Raw genomic sequence first — 23,835 nt, 5'->3', positions numbered from 1 at the left:
GGATGGGCGGGCTGCTCCGGCGACCGCAGTCGATTCCGCGGGGCCGGGATCTGTCCACGGGCCCCGAGCCTGTCTCGGCCAGGGGCCCGTGGATCAGCGCACTGTGGTGAGTCCTATGGTCGGGACGAAGAAGCAGGACTTGGTGCCGTTGTCCACGGTTCCGAAGACTGCGGCGAGTACCGTGCCGGATCCTGTGTCGACCGGAACCGCGCGCACCCCACCGACCGGGAATACGGCGAAGAAGTCTTGGACGGCGCGTTCGGCCATTGGCCTTATCTCGGTCGGGGTTTCGGCGGGCACCATCGTGCGGACCACATCGGAGATCGATCCCATGGCGGTGATGCCGCTGCGGCCATTGGCCAGGTTGACCCAGGCGACGTTCATGCCCGAAGCATTCGTGCCGTCCGGGCCGAGGCCGTAGGGGACGAAGGTGAACATGACCTGGCCCGCCTTGACGGCGGTCGGGTCGAGTCCCGGAATGGCCACCGTGGTTTTGGGCCACGGCCCCGGGACCGCGCCCGCAACCGCGGGCACCAGACCGAGGCTGCCGGTGCCGGAGCAGAGCGGCGCGACCGCCGGGTACAGGAACGGGTCGATGCCGAAGGTGCGCAGCGCGTCCACGACGGCTCGGTAACCGGCGAACAGATCACCGGGTGCGGCCTGGGCGGACGGCGCGGTCGCGGCCGGAACGGCTGGTGCGGGTATCGGCGCCGGACCCGCGGCGGCGATGCCGGGGGCGGCGAGAGTCAGCGCGGCCGTAGCGGTCGCGATGGCGGTTAGCGTGGTCAGACGGCGCAGCATGGTCACGGCGGACCTCCTCATCGTCGGGCACGAATCGAGGTCCGAGAGTACTCCGGCAAACCTTCGCAACAGCGTTTATTCGGGTGGTCGACACGTTCGTGCCGCGCGCCCCTATGGGCCGCCAAGGCGATCCGCAGGCGGGCAATCCGGACGAAGAGCACGCGGAGAACTCGGTCCGAAATGCCGCGATCCACCGCATGACCGGGCCAATAGTGCCTGCTCACGACCCTGCAAACAAGGTCTGCGCTCACGCTGATTCGTATCCTTGTGCCGGACTTCGCCTGCTTCGCATGATATTTCGGCTAGACCCATTGACCGACCCGTGCTCGGCGTCGGACACACCATCCAGAGCGACCGAGAGACCTGGCTCATCGACGTCGCAGCAACCCCCCGGTCACCGGGTGCGGGTGCTTCCGCCGGGAACGATGGAGGAACCGAAATATGAGCGCATCCGTCGCATCCGATACTCCGGTATCGGATGTCCCGATACCGGCTGCACCCACCGCCACCGTAAGCACTACCGACGCACCGGCGATCGCCAAGCCCTGGCACCCCTGGCGCTGGGTTGTCAGCGCCATCGCGCTCGTGCTGCTCGCCCAGTTCGTCCATGGACTGGCCACCAATCCGGGCTGGGATTGGTCGACGTTCGCCAAGTACTTCACCGCGAAATCGGTGCTGTCGGCGCTGAAGGTCACCTTGGAGCTGACCCTGTGGGGTACGGCACTGGGATTCCTGATCGGTACGGCATTGGCGATCGCCCGACTGTCGAATAATCCGGTGCTGCGGGTGATCTCGTGGGTCTACATCTGGGCGTTCCGCTCGATTCCGCTGATCGTGCAGCTGCTGTTCTGGTTCAACATCGCCTACCTGTACCACACGCTCTCGCTCGGAATCCCGTTCGGCCCTTCCTTTCTCACCTTCGAGGTGAACGGGGTGATCAGCGGTTTCACCGCGGCGGTCATCGGACTCGCACTGCATCAGGCGGCGTATGCGGCCGAGATCATCCGCGCCGGATACATTTCGGTCGATCCGGGGCAGCTGGAAGCGGCTGCCGCACTCGGTATTCCACGGGGGCGCCAGTTCCGCACGGTCATCGTCCCGCAGGCCATGCGCTCGATTCTGCCGAATGCGACCAATGAGGTGATCAGCCTGTTCAAGGGCACCTCGATCGTCTCGGTCATGGCGATCGCGGAACTCTTCTACCAGGTCCAGGTGATCTACGGCCGCAACGGCCGGGTGGTGCCACTGCTCATGGTGGCCACGATCTGGTACATCGTGCTGACCACGATTCTGTCGGTGGTGCAGTTCTATATCGAACGCCACTACGCCAAGGGCGCGCACCGCACGCCCCCACCGACACCGGTGCAGAAGGTTCGGCGCAGACTCCGCGAAATCGCCGAAATCGGTTCCACCGCACCGCGCGGGGCTACCCGATGAGCGCGCCGGTGGCCCCGGCTCCTGCGGTACAGGTGCGCGGGGTGCGTAAGTCCTACGGCAGCAGCGAGGTACTCACTGGCATCGACCTGACCGTACGGGCCGGTGAAGTGGTCACCGTGATCGGACCGTCCGGTTCCGGCAAGTCGACGCTGCTGCGGGTGGTCAACCACCTGGAGTCGCTGGATGCGGGCACCGTGCACATCGACGGCGAACTGATCGGATATCGGCTGCGCCGCAATAAGTTGCACGCGCTGTCAGACCGCGAAGTGCGCAAACAGCGCTCGCATATCGGCTTCGTCTTCCAGCAGTTCAATCTCTTCCCGCATCTGACGGTGCTCGACAATGTCACGCTCGCACCGATTTCCGCGCAGGGTCGTCCGCGTGCGGAAATCGAGTCCGAGGCACGGGATTTGCTCGAGCGGGTCGGCATCGGCGACCTGACCGACGCCTATCCGCGGCGGCTGTCCGGCGGACAACAGCAGCGCGTTGCCATCGCGCGGGCGTTGGCACTGCGACCGCCGGTGATCCTCTTCGACGAACCCACCTCCGCACTGGATCCGGAGCTCGTCGGCGAAGTCCTCGATGTGATCCGCGATCTCGCCGACGGCGGGACCGCGCTGGTGATCGTCACCCACGAAATCGGTTTCGCCCGTGAGGTCGCCGACACCGTCGTATTCCTCGACGGCGGCGTGATCGTCGAACAAGGTCCGCCCGCCGCCGTACTCGACAACCCGCAACACCCGCGCACCCGCGCATTTCTGTCCCGAGTCCGCTGAGCGCGGTGCGCGCTCCCCGATGAACAGGTATTCGATGAAGCTCTCTGCCCTGGTCGGCTTGGCCGCCACGGTCGCCTTGCTGGCCACCGGCTGCGGCACCGATCCGGACGCGGAAAACTCCGCGCAACCCGCCGGTTCGATCACCTTCGACCTCTCCCCCGGCCAGTCCGGCCGGATCCACGCCCCCAAGGTCGATGCCATTGCCGCCGAACTGCCGCAGGCCATTCGCGACCGCGGCACGCTGGTCGTCACCGGATCCGGCGGTGCCGCACCGCCATTGCGGTTCTACGCCACCGACGATAAGACCATCGTCGGGTCCGAGATCGATTTCGCCTCACTCATCGCCGACATCCTCGGGCTGAAACTCGTTGCGCAGGTGGCTGATTGGTCACAGAACTTCGTGCGGGTCGACTCCGGTGAGGCCGATGTCTTCATCTCCAACGTCACCGTGACCGAGGAGCGCAAGGAAAAGTACGACTTCGCCACCTACCGCAATGACACCGTCGCGCTGGAGATCCCGAAGCAGAGCACGCTCGATTACAAGGATCGTAAGAGCCTGGCGGGCAAGCGGATCGGCGTCGGCAGCGGCACCAATCAGGAGCAGCTGCTGGTCAAGTGGAACGAGCAGAATATCGCCGAGGGCCTGGCCCCGATCGATATCGCCTACTTCCAGCAGGTCACCGACTATTACCTGGCACTGGCCTCGCAACGCCTGGACGGCTACATCGGCCCGAATCCGTCCGCGATCTATCACAGCACCACCGCGAATCAGACCAGGATCGTCGCGACCTTCTCCGGCGCCGGTGACGCATTGCAAGGCGAGATCGGTGTGCTCACCAAAAAGGACAACGGGCTGATCGGTCCCATCAACAAGGCCATCGACAACGCCATCCAGACCGGCACCTACCAGCAGGTCATCGACCGCTGGGGATTGAAGACCGAGGCCGTGCCGAGTTCGCGGATCAATCCGCCCGGCCTACCGAAGAAGTCGTGATCGCATGAAGTTCCTGCTGTTCACCCTCGTCTCCCGGGTACCGGATCCGAATACCGGTCGGCTGCCCGAGACCAAAGAGCGACTGCTCGATGTCATCGGCCAGGCCCGCACCGCCGAGGAACTCGGCTACGACGGGTTCGCCGTCGGCGAGCGGCACGAGGATCCGTTCCTCTCGGCCGCACCGCCGGTGATCCTGTCCCATATCGCCGCGGTCACCTCGCGGATCAGTCTGTTCACCGCCGTCACGACGCTGAGTCTGTTGGATCCGGTGCGCGCGTTCGAGGACTATTCGACGCTGGACAATCTCTCCGGCGGCCGCCTCGAACTGATCATCGGCAAGGGCAACGGTGCGGCCCAGGCGAAGCTGTACCACGTCACCACCGAGGACCAGTGGGATCGCAATCGCGAAGGCTACGAACTGTTCCGGGCGCTGTGGGACAGCGACACCGTGACCTGGTCGGGCCGATTCCGTCCGGAACTGGTCGAGGCCAAGGCGCTGCCGCGGCCCTGGCAGCCGCGCATCCGCATCTGGCACGGCAGCGCGACCAGCCGCGATTCGGTGGAACTCGCCGCGCGCCACGGTGACCCGCTGTTCTCGGCTAATGTCACCAATCCGATCGAACCGTATGCCGAACTGGTGCGCCACTATCGGGAGCGCTGGGAATACTACGGGCACGATCCGGCCGACGCCCTGGTCGGCGCGGGCACCGCGGGATTTCATGTGGCGCGCACGTCACAGGAAGCCCTCGACGTGTATCGCCCGATCTTCGAGGCTCGACTGACCTTGGCGCGCAAGCTCGGGCTGCCGATCGTCTTCGAGACGCTCGACGATTTCGTCGCGCGCAGTTCGGCGCTGGTCGGCAGCCCGGAGCAGGTGATCGACAAAGTAGGGCGCCAGCACGAGGCGTTCGGGCACGAGGTGATCCACCTGTCCGCCGAACGCGACGGCCGCACCGAATCGCAACATCGCACCGGCCTCGAACTCTTCCAAGCCGAGGTCGCACCCGAACTGCGCCGACGTATCCCGAGCCGACCACTGGCCACCGGCCCCAACACCGCACGTCCCACCGACTACGACATCGATTCCCGCGGCGAACTCGTCCGCACCGAAACATCTGGAGTACCACAGTGATCCGTCCCCGCCACCGAATCGCGGCCGTGGCCGCCGCCGTCACCGCGGCCGCGAGTCTCGCCGCCTGCGGTAGTGATTCGGCCACCGGCGGCGCCGACGCGGGTCCGCCGCAGCCGGGCGGCACACTGCGCTATGGCCTTTCGCAGGCGCCGACCTGCTCGGACCCGGCGCAGTCCGGCACCAATCAGACGCTGTACGTGACCCGCCAGATCGTGGATTCACTGACCGATCAGGATCCGAAAACCGGTGAGATCAAGCCGTGGCTGGCCAAGAGCTGGGAGATCTCCCCTGACGCCAAGGTGTTCACCTTCCATCTCACCGACGGCGTCACCTTCAGCGACGGCACCCCGCTCACCGCGGATTCGGTGCGCAACACCTTCGATTCGGTGATCAAACTGGGCGCGGCCAAGACACCGCTCGGCTCCAGCTATCTCACCAATTACGTCGGCACCACCGCGGTCGACAAGCTGACCGCGCGGATCGAATTCAGCAAGCCCAATGCCCAGTTCCTGCAGGCGTCCTCGACCGCGCAGCTCGGCATTCAGGGCGATGCCACTACTGCCAAGCCTGCCGATCAACGCTGCCTCGGCGACAATGTCGGCAGCGGAGGGTTCACCTATGCGGCCTGGCGCCAGGACGCCTCGGCGACCCTGGCCAAACGCGCCGGATACCGCTGGGGTTCGGCGGTCTTCGCCCATCAGGGCGAGGCCTATCTGGACAAGGTCGAGTTCACGGTCGTGCCCGAATCCGGTGTTCGCACCGGCAGCCTCATCTCCGGCCAGCTCGACGCCGTCAGCGATGCGCTGCCGCAAGACACACCGCAGATCGAGGCCGCGAGCGGGCGGGTGCTGAGCACCGCGAATCCCGGTGTGCCGTTCGGCTTCCAGACCAATGTCACGCGCGGGCCGCTACGCGATGCCGCGGTGCGCCAGGCGCTGCTGCCCGCGATCGACCGGAAACAGCTGGTGGACACCGTCCTCGGCCCGCAGTTCAAACCCGCTACCAGCACCTTGGCCAGCAGCACGCCCGGCTACCAGGACCTTTCGGCCCGGCTGAGCTACGACCCGGCCAAGGCGCGCGGCATCCTGGACCAAGCGGGCTGGACGCCAGGTGGTGATGGTGTCCGCGCGAAGAATGGTGAGCGCCTGTCCTTCTCGGTGCTCTTCAGTCAGGCGTTCGCGGGTAATCAGGCCATCCTGGAGCTGGCGCAGCAGCAACTGCGTCAGGTGGGCGTCGAGCTGAAGCTCGATCTGGTGTCGGGCCCGGAAAGCACGGCCCGGCAGAACGTCAAGGATTTCGACACCACCTACTACAACACCACCCGCGCCGACGGTGACATTCTGCGCACCTCCTTCAGTGTCGATGGCCGCAATCTCAATGCCCGCGAACGCATCCCGGCACTGGACGATGTGCTCGACGGTCAGCTGAGCGCCTCGGACACCGCCGCACGCACCGCACTGATCCGCACCGCGCAACAGGCAGTACTCGATGCGGGGCTGTGGATTCCGACGGTCGAACTGTCGCAGGCCATCGGTGCGGCACAGAGCGTGCAGGATCTGAAGTTCGAGGCCTCCGCGCGGCTGCAGTTCTTCGATACCTGGTTGAGCGGGCGGTAGTCATGGCTCGGTATGTGGTTGTGCGGGTCCTGCAGGCGATATGGGTGCTGTGGGCGGCCTTCACCATTTCGTTCGTGGTGCTCTACCTGCTGCCCGCCGATCCGGTCTCCATCGCGGCCGACGGTGCGGGTGCGGGCACCCCGATCGACAAGGCCGCGATCGCCGAACTCCAGGCGCGCTATGGACTGGATCGTCCGCTCTGGGAACAGTATTGGACCGCATTGACCCACGCGCTGACCGGCGACCTCGGCCACTCCATCGCCACCGGCCAGCCGGTCACCAGCGCACTGGGTGACGCTTTGCCCAACACACTCGGATTGGCCGGTCTGGCACTGCTCTTCGCGGTGCTCGGCGGGGTGGGCGTGGCCTTCGCGGCGACCTATGTCCGCCGCCCGTGGTTACGCGACGCGCTCAGCTCACTGCCCTCGCTCGGGGTTTCGGTGCCGACATTCTGGACCGGACTGCTACTGCTGCAACTCTTCTCGTTCCATTGGCGGCTCGCTCCAGCCTTCGGCGGACACGGTTTCAAGGGCACGATACTGCCCGCGCTCACCCTCGCCATCCCGATCGGTGCGGTGCTGGCCCAGGTGCTCGCCGCCGGGCTGGCCTCGACCTGGCGTCAGCCATTCGTCGATGTGGCACTGGCCAAGGGTGGCTCACGCGGTTGGGTGCTGCGCAAACACGTACTGCGCCCGGCCAGCGTGCCGACGTTCACCATCGCCGGTGTGCTGGTCGGCAATATGCTCGCCGGATCCGTGGTGGTGGAGACCGTTTTCGCCCGTCAGGGCGTGGGTCGGCTCACCCAGACCTCGGTACTGGCCCAGGACATTCCGGTGGTGCAGGGCATCGTGCTGCTCACCTCGACGGTCTTCGTCACCGTGAATCTGGCGGTGGATCTGCTGTATCCGCTGCTCGATCCGCGCATCGCCGGTCGATCCCGCCGTGCGACAACCGATTCCGAGACCGCCGCGAACGATATCGCGGAGGAGGTGGTCGTCCGTGCCTGAGCCACACACCGGCGCCGCGCCCGGCCCTCTCGTCAGTGCCTTCGCGTCGTGGCCTGACCATCGACAGCAGGTGACCGATCATGGTTGATGTCGCCGATGAGTCGCGGCGGATCGCGCTGCCCGGACTCCACCGACCCGCCCTGCGATGGAAGTCGCTGCGCGGCAATATCGTAGTGATCCTGTCCGGCGCCGTCGCGGTGCTGGCGCTCGGCTGGGCGCTGTTCCCTTCGGTTTTCGCCGGCGGTGATCCGCTGACCGGTGTGCCCGCGCAGAAATTCCAGGGCCCGAGTGCCCGGCACTGGTTCGGCACCGACAATCTCGGGCGCGATCTGTACACCCGGATGGTGCACGGCGCGGGACTCTCGCTCACTGCCACCCTCTCTGCGGTCGCCATCGCCCTGATCGCCGGGTCGATACTGGGGCTGCTGTCCGGATCGATCGGTGGCTTCGTCGACACCGTCATCATGCGGTTCGTCGATGTGCTGCTGTCGATTCCATCGCTGCTGCTATCGCTGGCCCTGGTCACCGCGCTGGGGTTCGGCACCCGCAACGTGGCCCTCGCGGTGGGTGTTTCGCTGATCGCCAACTTCGCGCGAGTCATGCGCTCGGAGGTGCTCCGAGTGCGACAGGCGCCGTATGTGGAGGCGGCGCACGCTTCCGGGGTCCGCTGGTACATGGTGCTGGCCCGACATGTCCTTCCGAACTCGTATCAGCCGGTACTCGCCTTGGCCGCAGTCGAATTCGGTATGGCCGTGCTCTCGGTCTCGGCGCTGAGCTTCCTCGGTTACGGCGCGAAACCCCCCACCCCCGAATGGGGCTCACTGATATCGGAGGGACGCAATTTCCTCGCCACGGCTTGGTGGATGACCACCCTGCCCGGCCTGGTGATCATCGTCGTCGTCCTCTCGGCCCAACGCCTCGGCCGCGCCGTAGGAAGGAGTAACAGCGCATGAGTGAGTGCATTACGTCCGCCGATCCGACGGACGGCACGCCACATATTCGCGACCTCACAAATGGACCGGATGGGTCGGCAGCAGCACTGTTGCGCATCGACGGCCTGCACGTGCGCTACGCCTCCGACAGCGGCGATGTCGCCGCGCTGAGAGGTGTATCTCTCACCGTCGCACGTGGCGAGGTCGTCGCGCTGGTCGGCGAATCAGGTTCCGGGAAGTCGACTCTCGCACAATCGGTGATCGGATTGCTCGGCGCCAATGCCGAGATCACCGGTGGGACCATCACCTTCGACGGAGAGACAGTGGACACCGGATCCGAGCGGGCGCTGCGGCGGATTCGCGGTGCACGGATCGGATTCGTACCGCAGGATCCGGGACTGTCGCTGAATCCGGTACGGCGCGTGGGTGACCAGGTCGCCGAGGCGCTGCTCGTGCACGGACTCGCCGATCGCCGCGACGCGACCGCACGAGCGATCGAATTGCTCGCCGACGCCGGACTGGATCTGCCGGAGCTGCGGGCGGCGCAGTATCCGCACGAACTGTCCGGCGGCCAGCGGCAGCGGGTGCTGATCGCGGCGGCGCTCATCGCCGGACCGGAACTGGTGATCGCCGATGAGCCGACCAGTGCGCTCGACGCCACGGTGGCTCGGCGGGTGCTCGACAAACTCGCCGCGCAGACGGCGGCACGCGGTACTGCGGTGCTGCTGATCACCCACGATCTGGCGATCGCCGCCGAGCGGGCCGATCGGATCGTGGTGCTGAGCGGCGGGGAGATCGTCGAAACCGGGCCGACCGCAACGGTGCTCGCCGAACCGCGCCATCCGTATACGAAGCGATTGCTCGCCGCCTCGCCTAGTCTGGCCCCGTTCGACGGCTTCCGCCCACCGCGGGTGAGCTCCGGTCCGCCGCTGCTCACGGTGCGGGACGTGCACAAGCGGTTCCGCGCACCTGCCGGTGGTTCGGTCACCGCGGTGGCGGGTGTCGGATTCGAACTCGGTCGCGGCGAAACCCTGTCACTGGTCGGCGAATCCGGCTCCGGAAAGTCCACCACCGCGCGAATCGCATTGCGGCTCACCGAACCCGATAGCGGCGCGATCACGTTCGACGGGCAAGACCTCACCGCGGTGAAAGGTGGACGGCTGCGCGACCTGCGCCAGCGCTTCCAGGTGGTCTACCAAAATCCCTACGGCTCACTGGATCCGCGCTGGCGGGTCGGTTCGATCATCGAGGAACCGCTGCGGGCCTATGCCGTCGGCGATCGCAAGGCCAGGCAGGAGCGGGTGCGGGAACTGCTCGGCCAGGTCGCGCTGCCGGAGAACTTCGCCCAGCGCCGCCCAGCGGAACTGTCCGGCGGACAACGCCAACGCGTCGCCATCGCCCGCGCCCTGGCCCTGCACCCGGACCTGCTCGTACTCGACGAACCGGTCTCGGCACTCGACGCCTCCGTCCAGGCCCAGATCCTGGAGCTGCTGGACCGCCTGCAAACCGAACTCGGACTGAGCTACCTGTTCATCTCGCACGACCTCGCCGTGGTCCGCCGCATCAGCGACCGCGTCGCGGTCATGCGCGACGGTCGCATCGTCGAATCCGGCTCCACCGCCGAGATTTTCGACAACCCACAGCACGAGTACACCCGCGAACTGCTGTCGGCCATTCCTGCACCGCACGTCACCGCACCGGGGGCGGCCTGATGACCAGCACCCGACTACGCCATTCCCATCGCAACCGCACACTCGAAGGAGTCAGAGCGTCATGACGACCAGCATCACCAGTCTTTTCGAAACCGAGTGGGCGCATTGGCATCACGCCAGGGAGGACCAGTTGCGCGATCCGCTCGGCTTCCTGAGCCTGACCGGATTGCATTGGCTCACCGACCAACCCGAGCGCATTCCCGACATCCCCGGCACCTGGTGGGTCACCGACGACAAGGTGTTCATCACCGCCCAGCCCGCCGACCGCCTGCGGTTCGAGGGCACCGACATCGCGGGCGTACAGATCGTCACACCGGCCGAAGGCGCGCCGGGACTCGAGGTGCTGCACGAGAATCGGGTACTCGAGGTGATTCGCCGCAGCGGCCGCTACGCCGTGCGCGTGCACGACCCCGCCGCACCCACAGTGCTGAGCTTCGAGGGCATCCCGACCTATGCCCCGGACCAGCACTGGGTGGTCGAGGGTCGCTTCGAACCATTCGACGAGCCGCGCACGATCACTACCGGCGCCGTCATCGACGGACTCGAGCATCACCACACCGCCTCGGGCACCATCGAATTCAGCATCGGCGAGGTCACCGAGCGCGTCATCGCCTTCGGCGAGCCGACCAACCTGCGGGTGCTGTTCACCGACGCCACCAGCGGCGTCACCACCTACCCGGCGGCCCGCTCGCTGGCCGTCGAGGCACCCGACGCCCATGGGACCTTGCGTCTCGATTTCAACCGGGCGGCCAATCTGCCCTGCGCCTTCACCGATTTCGCCACCTGCCCGCTGGCACCCGCGGAAAACCGGCTGCGGGTCGCCATCGAAGCGGGCGAGCAGCATCCGCGCCTAGGACGGTCCGCATGACGATCCCGCTCTCCATTCTCGATCTGGCCCCGATCAGCGCCGGATCCACCGCACAGCAGGCCCTGCGCAACACCATCGATCTGGCCCAGCACGCCGAGCGGTGGGGTTATCGCCGCTACTGGCTGGCCGAACATCATTTCGTTTCGGTGGCGAGTTCCTCCTCCATCACGCTGATCGGCCTGGTCGCGGCGGCCACCACCCGGATTCGCGTCGGCTCGGCGGCGGTTCAGGTCGGCCACCACACCTCGGCATCGATCGTCGAGGCGTTCGGCACCATCGACGCTCTCTACCCCGGACGACTCGACCTCGGCCTGGGCCGGTCGGGCCATCGACGCACCCAGTTCGGCGCACAGCCCGCGCATCCCAAGGGCGGTCACCCGGTCGTCGATACCGTGACCGGGCGCACCGAGGTCCGCGACGGCGTGGTGGTTCCGCCGCCGTTCGATCCCGGACGGATCACCGACAGGTCCAGGTTCATCGCCTCGCTCGGCGCACTGCAACAGCAGGGCGCGCAGGCACCGGACTTCCCGGACCAGGTCGACGAGGTGCGCGCCCTGCTCAACGGCACCTACAAGAGCGCCGAAGGCATTGCGCTGCACGCGGTTCCGGGTGAGGGCGCACAGGTCGAGCTGTGGTTGTTCGGCAGTACGGCCAGCGAAAGCGCCGAATTGGCAGGCAAACTCGGTCTACCCTTCGCCGCGGCCTATCACGTCTCCCCCGGCACCGCCCTGGATGCCGTCGCGGCCTATCGGGCGGCCTTCCGCCCCTCGGCCGAGCTCGCCGAGCCGTATGTGGTGATCTCCGCGGACGTGGTCGTCGCCCCCGACGACGCGCGCGCCCGAAATCTGGCCGCCACCTACGGTCACTGGGTGCACAGCATCCGCAGCGGTGCGGGCGCCGCCGACTACCTCGATCCGGATACCGCCACCCCGCTGACGCCGGAGCAGCACCGACTGGTCGACGACCGCCTCGCCACCCAATTCGTCGGCAGCCCGCGCACCGTCGTCGAACGCCTGCAGGCCCTGCAGCGGGTCACCGGCGCGAACGAACTCCTCGTCACCAGCGTCACGCATCGGCACGAGGATCGTCTCGAATCGCATCGGCTTCTCGCCGATGCGTGGGAACGCTCCCCCGCCTCCCCGGATCTTTTGCCGGCCGTAGGTGCCCCGACGATGCCGTCGCGGGCCGGCGGTTAGCCACAGAGCAAGTTCTGGACGTACCCGACGAGTTACCCATGTGTTCACGAAATCAGCTATTTCGTCGGCCTCGTACGCCCGAGTCCGCTCCGGCGGGCTCAGGCCGACCGTCCGATGCTCAGGCGCTGATGGGAGCGGCGGTTACCCCGTAGCCGAGGTTGGTGAGGACCTCACCGGTGGCCTTGGCGAAGTTCAGCGTGATGAAGTGCAGGCAGGGCGCGCCCTCATCGATGAGGCGCTGGCCCATTTCGGTGGCGATTTCGATGCCGACCTCGCGGACCGCGGCATTGTTCTCCTCCGGCCCGTCACCGGCGGCCTTGCGCAGGCGCTCCATGACCGCGGACGGCAGGGGACGTCCGCACAGTTCCTCGGCGCGCGCCACCGTGCGCAGCGAGGTGATCGGCATCAGCTCCGGAATGATCGGCTTCGCACCCTCGATCGAGTCGAAGACCGCGATGCGATCGCGCAGCCGCAAATAGTGCTCGACGTCGAAGAACATCTGGGTGATCGAATACTCCGCGCCCGCACGCAGTTTCGCGGCCAGGTAGGCGGTGTCGTGCTCTAGATCCGGGGAGCGGTGGTGGCCCTGCGGGAACGAGGCGACGCCGACATGGAAGTCACCGAGGTCGCGCACGATGCGCACCAGTTCCTCGGCGTAGGCCACACCCTCGGGATGTTTGCGCCATTCGCCGAGCGGATCGCCGGGCGGGTCGCCGCGCAGCACGAGGATATTGCGGATGCCCGAATCGGCGTACGCGCCGACCAGTGAGCGCAGTTCGGCGACGCTGTGCTCGACGGCGGTCAGATGCGCGACCGGCAGCAGCGTGGTCTCCTCGGCCAGCGCGCCGGTGATCCGCACGGTGCGGTCACGAGTGGTGCCGCCGGCGCCGTAGGTCATCGAGACGAAGGCCGGATGCATGCGCTCGAAGGTGCGCGCCGCGCGCCACAGCCGCGCCTCGCCCGCGGCGTCACGCGGCGGATTGAACTCCACCGAGAAGGGCACCGAACCCCCGGAATGGGTCCGCAGACTCTGTACAACCGAGGGTGTTCCAGAGACGATCGGTGGCGTCGGGGACGGCCGGCCAGGGGTCGAACGTCCCCGCACGTTATCGAAAGTCACCGGTCCAGTGTAGTGGTGGGCTGTCACCGGGCCGTCAGGTCGTCGCAACCGTACGCGTATTCTGCGAGCAAGCGACACGCTCGCAATCGCCGGAACGACACGCGCGACGCTCACCGTCCGGCACCGAAGTACCTATAGCGCCCACGATCCACCGCGCACCAGCACCCGCACGACCTTGGAGGCTCCCCTGTCCGCCGGAACCGGTTTCCAGACGCCTCACCCCACCCCGCCCGCGAATCACACGCCGGGCACCCCTGGATTCGTCGCGGCGGTCGAGGACGCGCTCAAAGCATTCTTCCTGACCCGACGCCCGATCGTCGAACCGCTCGGTCCGGTTTTCGTCCAGGCCGCGGACGCACTCGAACTGTTCGTGCTGCGCGGCGGTAAGCGCACCCGCCCGGCCTTCGCCTGGACCGGCTGGCTCGGCGCGGGCGGCGATCCCACCGGCCCGCACGCCGCTGCGGTCCTGAACGCCTGTGCCGCACTGGAATTGGTGCAGGCCTGCGCGCTGGTCCACGACGACATCATCGATTCCTCACGCACCCGCCGCCGCTTCCCGACCGTGCACGTCGACTTCGAACAGCGCCACCGCGGCCACGGCTGGGCCGGTGATGCCGAACATTTCGGCACCTCGGTCGCCATCCTGGTCGGCGATCTGGCGCTGGCCTGGGCCGATGACATGGTGCACGCCGCCGGACTCGATGCCGCCGACCTCGGCCGCTTCGCACCGGTCTGGGCGTTGATGCGCACCGAGGTGCTCGGCGGGCAACTGCTCGATATCCACGGCGAGTCGGCTGGTGACGAATCCGTCGCGGCGGCGCTGCGCATCAACCGCTACAAGACCGCGGCCTACACCGTGGAGCGCCCGCTGCACCTGGGTGCGGCACTCGCCGACGCCGATCCACACCTGATCGAGGCCTACCGGACCTTCGGTACCGATATCGGCATCGCCTTCCAGCTGCGCGACGATCTGCTCGGCGTCTTCGGTGACCCCGCGGTCACCGGAAAGCCCTCCGGCGACGACCTGCGCGAGGGCAAGCGCACCGTCCTGGTCGCCGAGGCGCTGCAGCGCGCCGATGCCACCGACCCGGCCGCCGCCGACCTGCTGCGCACCAGCATCGGCACCGATCTGACTACGGACCAGGTCGAGCGGTTGCGTGCGGTGATCACCGAGCTCGGCGCGGTCGACGAGGTGGAGCGCCGCATCACCGAACTCACCGAACAGGGCCTGGCCGCACTGGCTTCGAGTACCGCCACGCCCGATGCCAAGGAGCGGTTGCGCGCCATGGCCCTGGCCGCGACGAGTCGCACGCACTAGCCGCGACCGCGCGAGGAGATTCACATGAAAACCGTTGCGGGACCGACCGATCGCGTCGTAGTGGTGGGCGCGGGCCTATCCGGCCTCGCCGCCGCCCTGTATCTGACCGGGGCCGGGCGCACCGTCACCCTGCTGGAACGCGCCGATCATCCCGGCGGCCGAGTCGGCATGTACCGCGGCCCCGATTACGAAATCGACTCCGGCGCAACGGTACTCACCTTGCCGGAGCTGATCGCCGATGCCCTCGCCGCCGTCGGCGCAACCCCCGAAACCTGCACACCGCCACTACGCATCCACCAACTGGCCCCCAGCTATCACGCCCGCTTCGCCGACGACTCCACCATTCGCGTCTACGCCGATCCCGAAGCGATGGCCATCGAAGTGGCCCGTGTCTGCGGCGAGAACGAGGCACTGCGCTACCGACGGCTGCGCAACTGGCTCGCGGAGATCTACCAGGCCGAATTCACCGAGTTCATGGATACGAACTTCGATTCGCCGCTCGATATGGTCCGCTATCCGGCCAAGCGCCGCGCACTGGCCACCCTCGTGCGTCTGGGCGGATTCGGCAGGCTCGGCCCGCGCGTCTCGCACTTCCTGCGCGATCCCCGCCTGGCCCGGCTGTTCACCTTCCAGGCGCTCTACGCGGGCATGGCCCCGGCCAAGGCACTGGCTCTCTACGGCGCGATCCCGCATATGGACACCTCACTGGGCGTCTACTTCCCCGAGGGCGGTATGCGCGCCATCACCGCCGCACTCGCCGGCGCCTTCACCGCGGCGGGCGGCGCACTCGAGCTGAACACCGAGGTCACCGGGATCGAATACGCGGACGGGCGGGCCACGCAGGTGCGCACCGCGAACGGCCGCACCTTCGACTGCGATGCCGTGGTGCTCACCGCCGACCTCGGCGCACTCGAGCGCTTCGGCGTGCGCCGCCGCCGTCGACTGCGCGCCGCACCGTCCGCCGTCGTCGCGCACGGCACCATCCCCGCCGCGATCGCCGAGACCTGGCCGATCCAGGCCCACCACGCCATCGATTTCGGCAACGCTTGGAACGGCACCTTCGACGAGATCGCCGCCCGCCCCGGCCGCGGCCGTCTGATGAGCGACCCGTCATTGCTGCTCACCCGGCCCGCGCTGACCGATCCGGGGCTCTACATCGACCGCGCCGACGGCAGGTACGAGCCATTCTCACTGCTCGCACCCTGCCCCAACCTCGACGCCGCAGCGCTGGACTGGGACCGACTCGGCCCCTCATACCTGCGTGAACTCCTGAATGTGTTGGCGGAACGCGGATATCACGGCATCGCCGAACACTTCGCCGTCGATCATCTCGACACACCCGGCACCTGGCGCGATCAGGGCATGCTGGCGGGCACACCCTTCTCCGCCGCGCATCTGTTCCGGCAAACCGGTCCATTTCGTCCGCGCAATTTTTCCGGCGGCAGCGACAACGTGGTTATCGCCGGTTGTGGCACCACTCCGGGTGTCGGCGTGCCAACCACCTTGCTGTCCGGAAAACTGGCGGCAAACCGAATTATCGGCACCACGCGAGCCACTCGGGATGAATCCCCGCGCACCAGCGGGATAGTGTTCCCGGCGAGCCGATAAACTAACGGCCGACCTATCAGCCTGCGGTTGCGACCGCCGACCACTCCGGGGGGACCGACACCACATGCATCCCCCTGAGACGACGGCCCCCGCGCCCACCGACAGCTCGATCACCGCGACCGATGACGAGGCGCGTCCGTCGAGCGCCCCGGCGCGCCAGGCACCGCCGGCCGTCGACGAACACGGGTTCCGGACCTGGCTGCGGACCACCGCCGACTTCGCCCGCAGCCCCGAGGGACATTCGGCGCTGCTCGGTTTCTTCGGCGCGCTGATGATCACCTTCGGCGGATTCGGCGCGGGCAGCGTCCGCAAACGCGATCCGCTGCTCGAGGCGATGCATCTGTCCTGGCTGCGATTCGGGCATGGCTATGTGCTGTCCACCATGGTCATCTGGGTCGGTGTGCTGTTGATGATCACCGCGTGGGTGCGCCTTGGCCGCACCACGATCGGATTCGGCGATCGGCCCGATGCCGGGGTCACACTGAACGAGCTGCGCGCGATCGTCGGCATCTGGATCTTCCCGCTGCTGTTCGCGGTGCCGATGTTCAGCCGGGACGCGTATTCGTATCTGGCCCAGGGCGCACTGCTACGCGACGGCTTCGATCCCTACGTTTCCCCGCCGGTCGCCAATCCCGGCGTGCTGCTCGACAATGTGAGCCCGGTCTGGACCACCACCACCGCGCCATACGGTCCGATCTTCCTGCTGCTCGGCAACGCGATCACCGCGATCACCGGCGATAACGTGGTCGCGGGCACCATCGCGCTGCGGCTGGTCATGCTGCCGGGACTGGCGCTGATGATGTGGGCGGTGCCGTATCTGACCAAACATCTCGGCGGTAAGCCGACGGTCGCGTTGTGGCTGGCAGTGCTCAACCCGCTGGTGCTGATCCACCTCATCGGCGGCGTGCACAACGAAATGCTCATGGTCGGGCTCATGTGCGCGGGTATCGCACTCGTACTGGAGCGCCATCATGTGGCGGGCATCGTGGTCGTCGCCATCGGCGTCGCCATCAAGGCGACCGCCGGTGTCGCACTGCCGTTCCTCGTGTGGATCTGGATGCTGCACGAACGTGAACGCCGGGCGCTGCAACGCGCCGCGCAATCACCGGGTGCGACCCAGCACGTCGAGAGCGAGGCCGAACCCGCGCGACCGAGTGCGGAAGTACCGCATCCGGCGCTGATGTTCGCCAAGATCGCCGGACTCGGTTTGAGCGTATTCGCGGTGGTCTTCGTGGCCGCCTCGGCCATCGCCGGGGTCGGCATCGGCTGGCTGACCGCACTGTCCGGCTCGAAGAAGATCATCAACTGGCTCTCGCTGCCGACGATCATGGCGCATATGGTCCGCTGGGTGACCCCGTTCCAGATGGATCCGGTGCTCGCGGTGACCCGCGCACTGTGTGCGCTGGCGCTGATCGCCGTGCTGGCGTGGACCTGGTGGCGGTTCCGGCACAGCGAGCGCGAGGCGGTCTTCGGCATCCTCATCGCCTTCGTCGCCATCGTCATCCTCTCGCCCGCCGCACTGCCCTGGTACTACTCCTGGCCGCTGGCGCTGGCCGCCGGGTTCGCACTGTCCACCACCACGCTGATGATGCTGGTCGGGCTGTGCACCTGGTTGATGCTGGTCTTCCAACCGGACGGCTCGATCGGGCTCTACAGCTTCGGGCACGTGGCCGCCGCGACGTTCGCGGCCGTGGTCGCGGCCCTGTCGCTGCGACGGGTCGACCCCTTGCGATTGCGCGCCACCCCACCGGAGAGCAATCCGGTCGCCGTCACCCGGTCATGACCGAGGTCGCGCTACCCGCCCGCGGCTCGGAACTGGCCGCGGCATACCGCGTGTGCCGGGCGATCGCCGCCGAACACGGACGCACCTACTTCCTCGCCACCCGCCTGCTGTCCGCACCACGAAGACCCGCGGTGCACGCGCTGTACGCCTTCGCGCGAATGGTCGACGACATCGTCGATCACCCGACTTACGACGCCGAACACGGCCCTGCGGGCGAACTCGATCTGGTCGAGAAACAACTGCGCGTCGCATTGGAACAGGCAGCGCCTCCCACCGACCGCCGCACCCAGGTGCTGGCCGCACTGGCCGACACCATCCAGCGCTACAACATTGCGCCCCAGCACTTCTGGACCTTCCTGGACTCCATGCGCATGGATGTGCCGGGAACCGCGCACTTCCGCGCCGACTACGCCACCATGACCGAACTGCGCGACTACATGCGCGGTTCCGCGGCCGCGATCGGTCTGCAACTGCTGCCGGTACTCGGCACGGTCGTCCCGGTAGCCGAGGCCGAACCCGCCGCCGCTGCGCTCGGCGAAGCGTTTCAGCTCACCAACTTCCTGCGCGATATCGCCGAGGATCTGGACCGGGGCCGGATCTACCTCCCCACCGACGAACTCGCGGCCTTCGGCGTCGAGGCGGACCTGCTGGCCCACTGCCACCGCATCGGCCACACCGACCAGCGGGTGCGCCGTGCACTGGCCCACCTGGTCGCGATCAACCGCGACCTCTACCGTTTCGCGAACCCGGGCATCGACCTACTCGACCCACGTGTGCGCCCCGCCATTCGCACCGCGAGCACGCTCTACTGCGGCATTCTCGATGAAATCGAACACTCCGGCTACGCGGTGTTCGCGCGCCGCGCTGTGGTCCCCCGCCGCCGACGTCTGCGTGTCGCGGCGGTGGAATTCACCACCGCCGCGCTGCGCAGGTAGTAACTCAAAAAGGCTCGGCTGCCGCGCGGCGCAGAACCTCGCGCGCGAGCGGGCCGTGCAATGCGTCGACGGGCTTACCGGGCAGGCTCTCGTCGTCGGTGAAGATCCACTCCAGGATCTCCTCGTCGGTGTACTTGGCGTCTTTCATGACGGTGATCAGGCCCGGCAGCGACTTCACGATCGCGCCGGTATCGTCGAAGAATCGCTCGGGCACGCCGGCCACGCCATCGCGGCGCAGGGCGAGCAACTGGTGATCGCGCAGCATCTGATGCACTCGGGTCACCACGAGCCCGAGCTTGTCGGCCACCTCGGGCAGCGGGATCACCGCCTCCGACTGGGGAAGAACATCGTCACTGCAAGGAAATGCACTCACCCGGATAACGGTAGACGGTCCCGCGCCGCGTGGCTCGAGACACCCTGGACGGGTGCTCACGCGATTCGACGCCGAGCTGCCGAGCGCGCCTTATCGACACGGCTACGATCGTGAGCGGGCCGCGCGAGGCGGTCAATCGCTTGTCGCATTCGGAGCGAGGGGTGAGAACTTTGTGAAAGCCGGAGGACATCACTTGATCGGGCAAATCCTGGAGGGGCGGTACCGCATCGACGCGCCGATCGCGCGGGGCGGGATGTCGATGGTCTTCCGAGGGGTGGATACCCGTCTGGACCGTCCGGTCGCCATCAAGGTGATGGATCCCAAGTTCGCCGCCGATCCCCAGTTCCTGTCCCGGTTCGAATTCGAGGCGCGCGCGGTCGCCAAGCTCAAGCATCCGTCCCTGGTCGCGGTCTACGACCAGGGTGTGGACGGCGAGTATCCGTTCCTGATCATGGAGTTGGTCGAGGGCGGCACGCTGCGCGAGTTGCTGCGCGAACGCGGTCCGATGCCACCGCATGCGGTGCGCGCGGTCGCCGAGCCGGTGCTGGCCGCGATCGGTGTCGCGCATTCGGCGGGCCTGATCCATCGCGATATCAAACCGGAGAATGTGCTGATCTCCGATTCCGGCGAGGTCAAGATCGCCGATTTCGGTCTGGTGCGTGCCGTCGCGGCCGCGAACACCACTTCGGCGAGCGTAATTCTCGGCACGGCCGCGTACCTGTCACCCGAACAGGTGACCGCGGGCACCGCCGATTCCCGCAGCGATGTCTACTCCTTCGGCATCCTGATCTTCGAACTGCTCACCGGCCAGGTCCCGTTCACCGGCGACACTTCGCTGTCGGTGGCATATCAGCGCATCGAGAACGATGTGCCCAGTCCGAGTGAATTCATCTCCGGTGTCCCGCAGGAGTTCGACGAGCTGATCGCGCGGGCCACCAACCGCGAACCCGCGCATCGCTTCGCCGATGCCAACGAGATGGCGGCCGAACTGCATTCGATCGGGGTCGCGCTGAATCTGCCGCCGTATCGGGTGCCCGCACCCCAGGCGTCGGCCGAACATCTCAGCGCCAGCTTCAAAGTTGCCGCACCGACCCCGCAGCAGGCCAGGGCCGCGGCACCGCCACCACAGTCCGAGCAGCACACCAAGGTCGTCACCGCGGCGCGGCCGCGGGTGCCCGACTACGGTCCGCCCGACAACTACGGGCCGCCGGACACCTACCGCGATCACTACGCACCATCGCATTCGCCGCAGCCGTCACCCTTCGCGGACGACCGGACCAAATCGCGCCGCACGGTCCTGCTCTGGGTCGCTATCGTCGCGGTCCTCACCTTGCTGGTCGGGATCGGCGGCTGGTGGTTGGGCATCGGGCGTTACTCGGCCGTCCCGTCGGTCGCCGGAAAGGATCAGGCCAGCGCGATTTCGGCATTGGCGGATGCCGGTTTCGACACCGAGATCAGACAGAAGACCTCCGACACCATCCCGGTCGGCGGGGTGGTCGGCACCGATCCCTCGGCCGGATCCAAGGTCACCAAGGGTTCGACGGTGGCCGTGCTGATCTCCAGTGGCAAACCCCGGGTGCCGGATATCAAAGCGGGCGACGACATTTCGAAGGTCAACCAGCTCATTCGCGATGCCGGACTGCAACCGGTGGACGCGGGCGAAACCGGCAGCACCGCCCCCAAGGGCACCTTCGCGAAGGTGGATCCGGCGCCCGGCACCGTCCTGCCGCTGGCTGCGCAGGTGAAGGTGTACCGCAGCAAGGGATCTCAGCCGGTGAAGATGCCCGATGTGCGCGGCAAGACCACCGAGGAAGCGAATCAGGTGCTCACCGCGGCTGGAATCACGGTGCGCGAGACCAGAACTCAGTACGACCGCAGCATCGAGGCGGATAAGGTCATCGCCACCGAACCGGCCGCGGGCGCCACGATCCAGTCCGGCGACGGCATCACCTTGATTGTCTCGAATGCCGTGAAGGTGCCCCTGCTGGTCGGCTCGAGCGTCGGCGACGCCCGCTCCAAGCTGCAGGCGCTCGGCCTGGTGGTGGCGGTGCGTCAGCTCGCCCCGTCCGAAAGCTCCGTGGTGATCGGCCAAGTTCCGGGCGTGGGTTCCAATGTCGAGGCGGGCAGTACCGTCTCACTGACTGCACTGCCCTGACGACAAAGGAGCGCCGCATATCGCGGCGCTCCCGTCGGGGGACCTTGGTCAGCGCAGCATTTCGGCGACCAGGAATGCCAGCTCCAGCGACTGCTGGGTGTTCAGCCGCGGGTCACATGCGGTCTCGTAGCGACCGGACAGATCCAGATCGGAGATGTCCTGTGCGCCGCCGAGGCATTCGGTGACATCTTCACCGGTGAGTTCGATGTGCAGACCGCCGGGATGCGTGCCGAGTGCATGATGCACCTCGAAGAAACCCTGCACCTCGTCGATGATCCGGTCGAAGTGCCGGGTCTTGTAGCCGGTGGAGGCCTCGTGGGTGTTGCCGTGCATGGGGTCGCACTGCCAGATGACCTGGTGTCCGGTCGCCTGCACCTTCTCGATAATGGGCGGCAGCACGTCGCGAACCTTGTTATTGCCCATGCGCGAGACGATGGTCAACCGGCCCGGCTCGTTATTGGGATCGAGCCGCTCGACGTACTCGACGGCCTGATCCGGCGTGGTGGTCGGGCCGATCTTGAGGCCGATCGGGTTGGCCAGCAGTTCCGCGAAGGCGATATGCGCGCCGTCGAGCTGACGGGTGCGCTCGCCGATCCATAGGAAATGCGCGGACAGGTCGTAGAGCACCGGCTCGCCCGCCGGGTTCTGGCCGAGGCGCAGCATGGCGCGCTCGTAGTCCAGCACCAGCGCTTCGTGGCTGGCGTAGATACGGGCCGACTGCAGGCTCGGATCGTTCACCCGACAGGCGGTCATGAAGGCCAGACCGCGGTCGATCTCCCCGGCCATCGCCTCATAGCGCGCACCCGCGGGCGACTGGGCCACGAAATCGCGGTTCCAGTCGTGCACCCGGTGCAGATCCGCCATGCCCGCACCGGTCAGCGCACGCACCAGATTCATGGCCGCGCTGGCATTGGCGTAAGCGCGCACAAGTCGCGACGGGTCGTGTTCGCGCACCTTCGCATCGGCGACCAGCGAGTTCACCATGTCACCGCGGTAGGACTTCAGGCCGATCGCGTCGGTATCCGAGGAGCGGGGCTTCGCGTACTGGCCCGCGATACGCGCGACCTTGACCACCGGCAGGCTGGCGCCGTAGGTGAGTACAACGGCCATCTGCAGCAGGGTGCGGATATTGCCGCGGATATGCGGTTCGGTGTTGTCGGCGAAGGTCTCCGCGCAGTCACCGCCCTGCATCAGGAAGGCCTCGCCGCGTGCCACCTCCGCGAGTTGCCCGCGCAGCTCTTCCACCTCGGCGGGTACGCAGATCGGCGGCACACTCTCCAGCACGGTCCGCATCATTGCCGCCTGCTCCGGATCCCACGCCGGCTGCTGTAGCGCCGGACGCGCCAACGCGTCGTCCAGCCGCCTCCGCAGCTCTGCGGGCAGCGGCGGCAGCTCCGGCAGGCGATCGATGGGTACGTCGACGGTCCAGTTCACCCGTTCAGAATACGGATACCCCGAAGCATGCAGGTACCCGGTATTAGGGGTGGATTCTGCCCACCTAGGGTGAATTGCCGGGCAGTATCGCCGCACCGTACCGATCTTTGGAGGAGAGACCGATCTCGCTTCGATATTTTTATGACTGCGAATTCATCGAGGACGGGTCGACTATCGACCTCGTATCGATCGGTGTGGTCTGCGAGGACGGCCGCGAATATTACGCGGTCTCAACCGAATTCGATCCCGAACGGGCGGGTCCGTGGGTACGCAGGTACGTGCTTCCGCAGCTTCCGCCGCCCGCCTCACCGCTCTGGCGCAGCCGCGAACAGATCCGCAAAGACCTCTACGAATTCCTGGTCCCGCGCCCCAGCGTCACCCCCGAACTGTGGGCCTGGGTGGCCGCCTACGATCACGTCGCGCTGTGCCAGCTCTGGGGCTCGATGATCGATCTGCCCAACGCCCTCCCCCGCTACACCAACGAACTGCGGCAACACTGGGAGGCCCACGGTCGTCCCGAACTGCCCCCGGTCCCCCCGGACGCCCACGACGCACTCGCCGATGCCCGCCACAACCTGGCCAAATTCGAGGCCATCGAGGCTGCCCGCCGCCGCGTCTCCCTTTAAAGCGAAAGGCCC

The 23,835-nt window shown here is 67.1% G+C and carries 20 protein-coding genes and 1 riboswitch; of the genes, 16 read left to right on the top strand and 4 right to left on the bottom strand.

Annotated elements, in window-relative coordinates:
* Positions 1–93: 93 nt before the first annotated feature.
* The gene (locus tag ACZ60G_RS28370; RefSeq protein ID WP_465813833.1) at positions 94–801 is read right to left on the bottom strand and encodes a hypothetical protein; all 708 of its coding nucleotides are present in this window, start codon (positions 799–801) and stop codon (positions 94–96) included.
* A 338-nt stretch (positions 802–1,139) separates the two neighbouring features.
* Positions 1,140–1,233, top strand: a riboswitch (SAM riboswitch).
* Positions 1,234–1,242: 9 nt separating this feature from the next.
* Here ACZ60G_RS28370 and ACZ60G_RS28365 point away from each other — a divergent pair.
* From ACZ60G_RS28365 to ACZ60G_RS28320, 10 genes are all read left to right on the top strand, one after another.
* Complete coding sequence (locus ACZ60G_RS28365) at positions 1,243–2,238, top strand: amino acid ABC transporter permease (RefSeq protein WP_465813722.1); 996 nt, start codon at positions 1,243–1,245, stop codon at positions 2,236–2,238.
* Positions 2,235–3,014, top strand: a complete 780-nt coding sequence (locus ACZ60G_RS28360; RefSeq protein WP_465813721.1) for an amino acid ABC transporter ATP-binding protein — start codon at positions 2,235–2,237, stop codon at positions 3,012–3,014. The genes ACZ60G_RS28365 and ACZ60G_RS28360 overlap by 4 nt, the downstream gene beginning before the upstream one ends.
* Before the next feature lie 19 nt (positions 3,015–3,033).
* Entirely contained in the window at positions 3,034–4,008 is a 975-nt protein-coding gene (locus tag ACZ60G_RS28355; protein ID WP_465813720.1) for an ABC transporter substrate-binding protein, read from the top strand.
* Positions 4,009–4,012: 4 nt separating this feature from the next.
* Complete coding sequence (locus ACZ60G_RS28350) at positions 4,013–5,140, top strand: LLM class flavin-dependent oxidoreductase (protein WP_465813719.1); 1,128 nt, start codon at positions 4,013–4,015, stop codon at positions 5,138–5,140.
* A complete protein-coding gene (locus ACZ60G_RS28345; RefSeq protein ID WP_465813718.1) occupies positions 5,137–6,756 on the top strand; it encodes an ABC transporter substrate-binding protein in 1,620 nt (539 codons plus the stop codon). Before ACZ60G_RS28350 ends, ACZ60G_RS28345 begins: the two co-directional genes overlap by 4 nt.
* Before the next feature lie 2 nt (positions 6,757–6,758).
* On the top strand, positions 6,759–7,763 hold the full coding sequence (locus ACZ60G_RS28340) for an ABC transporter permease (protein ID WP_465813717.1): 1,005 nt from the start codon (positions 6,759–6,761) through the stop codon (positions 7,761–7,763).
* 80 nt (positions 7,764–7,843) lie between these two features.
* Positions 7,844–8,716, top strand: coding sequence for an ABC transporter permease (locus ACZ60G_RS28335; protein WP_465813716.1), 873 nt, complete (start codon positions 7,844–7,846; stop codon positions 8,714–8,716).
* Positions 8,713–10,407, top strand: a complete 1,695-nt coding sequence (locus ACZ60G_RS28330; protein WP_465813715.1) for a dipeptide ABC transporter ATP-binding protein — start codon at positions 8,713–8,715, stop codon at positions 10,405–10,407. The genes ACZ60G_RS28335 and ACZ60G_RS28330 overlap by 4 nt, the downstream gene beginning before the upstream one ends.
* A gap of 61 nt (positions 10,408–10,468) precedes the next feature.
* The gene (locus ACZ60G_RS28325; protein ID WP_465813714.1) at positions 10,469–11,275 is read left to right on the top strand and encodes a DUF1684 domain-containing protein; all 807 of its coding nucleotides are present in this window, start codon (positions 10,469–10,471) and stop codon (positions 11,273–11,275) included.
* Positions 11,272–12,471, top strand: a complete 1,200-nt coding sequence (locus tag ACZ60G_RS28320) for an LLM class flavin-dependent oxidoreductase (protein ID WP_465813713.1) — start codon at positions 11,272–11,274, stop codon at positions 12,469–12,471. The genes ACZ60G_RS28325 and ACZ60G_RS28320 overlap by 4 nt, the downstream gene beginning before the upstream one ends.
* A gap of 118 nt (positions 12,472–12,589) precedes the next feature.
* On the opposite strand, the gene ACZ60G_RS28315 is transcribed toward ACZ60G_RS28320, so the two are convergent.
* Positions 12,590–13,591 (bottom strand): methylenetetrahydrofolate reductase, encoded by a 1,002-nt coding sequence (locus ACZ60G_RS28315; protein WP_465813712.1) that lies wholly within the window; start codon positions 13,589–13,591, stop codon positions 12,590–12,592.
* A 175-nt stretch (positions 13,592–13,766) separates the two neighbouring features.
* Between ACZ60G_RS28315 and ACZ60G_RS28310 the strand changes: the two genes are divergently transcribed.
* From ACZ60G_RS28310 to ACZ60G_RS28295, 4 genes are all read left to right on the top strand, one after another.
* A complete protein-coding gene (locus tag ACZ60G_RS28310; RefSeq protein WP_465813711.1) occupies positions 13,767–14,909 on the top strand; it encodes a polyprenyl synthetase family protein in 1,143 nt (380 codons plus the stop codon).
* Between the two features lie 24 nt (positions 14,910–14,933).
* Positions 14,934–16,517, top strand: coding sequence for a phytoene desaturase family protein (gene crtI / locus ACZ60G_RS28305; RefSeq protein WP_465813710.1), 1,584 nt, complete (start codon positions 14,934–14,936; stop codon positions 16,515–16,517).
* Between the two features lie 64 nt (positions 16,518–16,581).
* Positions 16,582–18,300: an alpha-(1->6)-mannopyranosyltransferase A gene (locus ACZ60G_RS28300; protein ID WP_465813709.1), complete on the top strand. Its 1,719-nt coding sequence runs from the start codon at positions 16,582–16,584 to the stop codon at positions 18,298–18,300.
* The gene (locus ACZ60G_RS28295) at positions 18,297–19,235 is read left to right on the top strand and encodes a phytoene/squalene synthase family protein (RefSeq protein ID WP_465813708.1); all 939 of its coding nucleotides are present in this window, start codon (positions 18,297–18,299) and stop codon (positions 19,233–19,235) included. The genes ACZ60G_RS28300 and ACZ60G_RS28295 overlap by 4 nt, the downstream gene beginning before the upstream one ends.
* 4 nt (positions 19,236–19,239) lie before the next feature.
* Here the strand turns inward: ACZ60G_RS28295 and ACZ60G_RS28290 are convergent, their stop codons facing one another.
* On the bottom strand, positions 19,240–19,608 hold the full coding sequence (locus ACZ60G_RS28290; RefSeq protein ID WP_040688576.1) for an Rv2175c family DNA-binding protein: 369 nt from the start codon (positions 19,606–19,608) through the stop codon (positions 19,240–19,242).
* Between the two features lie 193 nt (positions 19,609–19,801).
* Between ACZ60G_RS28290 and pknB the strand changes: the two genes are divergently transcribed.
* Positions 19,802–21,763: a Stk1 family PASTA domain-containing Ser/Thr kinase gene (gene pknB, locus ACZ60G_RS28285; protein WP_465813707.1), complete on the top strand. Its 1,962-nt coding sequence runs from the start codon at positions 19,802–19,804 to the stop codon at positions 21,761–21,763.
* Between the two features lie 48 nt (positions 21,764–21,811).
* Here pknB and ACZ60G_RS28280 read toward each other — a convergent pair whose 3' ends face one another.
* On the bottom strand, positions 21,812–23,197 hold the full coding sequence (locus tag ACZ60G_RS28280; protein ID WP_465813706.1) for a class II 3-deoxy-7-phosphoheptulonate synthase: 1,386 nt from the start codon (positions 23,195–23,197) through the stop codon (positions 21,812–21,814).
* Between the two features lie 107 nt (positions 23,198–23,304).
* Between ACZ60G_RS28280 and ACZ60G_RS28275 the strand changes: the two genes are divergently transcribed.
* Positions 23,305–23,823 carry a polyadenylate-specific 3'-exoribonuclease AS gene (locus ACZ60G_RS28275; protein WP_465813705.1) on the top strand — a complete coding sequence of 173 codons (519 nt, stop codon included), beginning with the start codon at positions 23,305–23,307 and terminating at the stop codon, positions 23,821–23,823.
* The last annotated feature ends 12 nt before the right edge of the window (positions 23,824–23,835 follow it).

It is taken from the genome of Nocardia sp. NPDC102475, assembly GCF_055584605.1.
Note: the sequence above shows the minus strand (reverse complement) of the source record. Positions and strands in the feature narration are given on the sequence as shown.

What these genes read in the sequence shown, in the direction of transcription:
- ACZ60G_RS28320 (WP_465813713.1), top strand. Translation starts at nt 11,272, where the DNA reads ATGACGATCCCGCTCTCCATTCTCGATCTGGCCCCGATCAGCGCCGGA.
- ACZ60G_RS28325 (WP_465813714.1), top strand. Translation starts at nt 10,469, where the DNA reads ATGACGACCAGCATCACCAGTCTTTTCGAAACCGAGTGGGCGCATTGG.
- ACZ60G_RS28295 (WP_465813708.1), top strand. Translation starts at nt 18,297, where the DNA reads ATGACCGAGGTCGCGCTACCCGCCCGCGGCTCGGAACTGGCCGCGGCA.
- ACZ60G_RS28330 (WP_465813715.1), top strand. Translation starts at nt 8,713, where the DNA reads ATGAGTGAGTGCATTACGTCCGCCGATCCGACGGACGGCACGCCACAT.
- ACZ60G_RS28355 (WP_465813720.1), top strand. Translation starts at nt 3,034, where the DNA reads ATGAACAGGTATTCGATGAAGCTCTCTGCCCTGGTCGGCTTGGCCGCC.
- ACZ60G_RS28350 (WP_465813719.1), top strand. Translation starts at nt 4,013, where the DNA reads ATGAAGTTCCTGCTGTTCACCCTCGTCTCCCGGGTACCGGATCCGAAT.
- crtI (WP_465813710.1), top strand. Translation starts at nt 14,934, where the DNA reads ATGAAAACCGTTGCGGGACCGACCGATCGCGTCGTAGTGGTGGGCGCG.
- ACZ60G_RS28370 (WP_465813833.1), bottom strand. Translation starts at nt 801, where the DNA reads ATGCTGCGCCGTCTGACCACGCTAACCGCCATCGCGACCGCTACGGCC.
- ACZ60G_RS28365 (WP_465813722.1), top strand. Translation starts at nt 1,243, where the DNA reads ATGAGCGCATCCGTCGCATCCGATACTCCGGTATCGGATGTCCCGATA.
- ACZ60G_RS28335 (WP_465813716.1), top strand. Translation starts at nt 7,844, where the DNA reads ATGGTTGATGTCGCCGATGAGTCGCGGCGGATCGCGCTGCCCGGACTC.
- ACZ60G_RS28360 (WP_465813721.1), top strand. Translation starts at nt 2,235, where the DNA reads ATGAGCGCGCCGGTGGCCCCGGCTCCTGCGGTACAGGTGCGCGGGGTG.
- ACZ60G_RS28300 (WP_465813709.1), top strand. Translation starts at nt 16,582, where the DNA reads ATGCATCCCCCTGAGACGACGGCCCCCGCGCCCACCGACAGCTCGATC.
- ACZ60G_RS28340 (WP_465813717.1), top strand. Translation starts at nt 6,759, where the DNA reads ATGGCTCGGTATGTGGTTGTGCGGGTCCTGCAGGCGATATGGGTGCTG.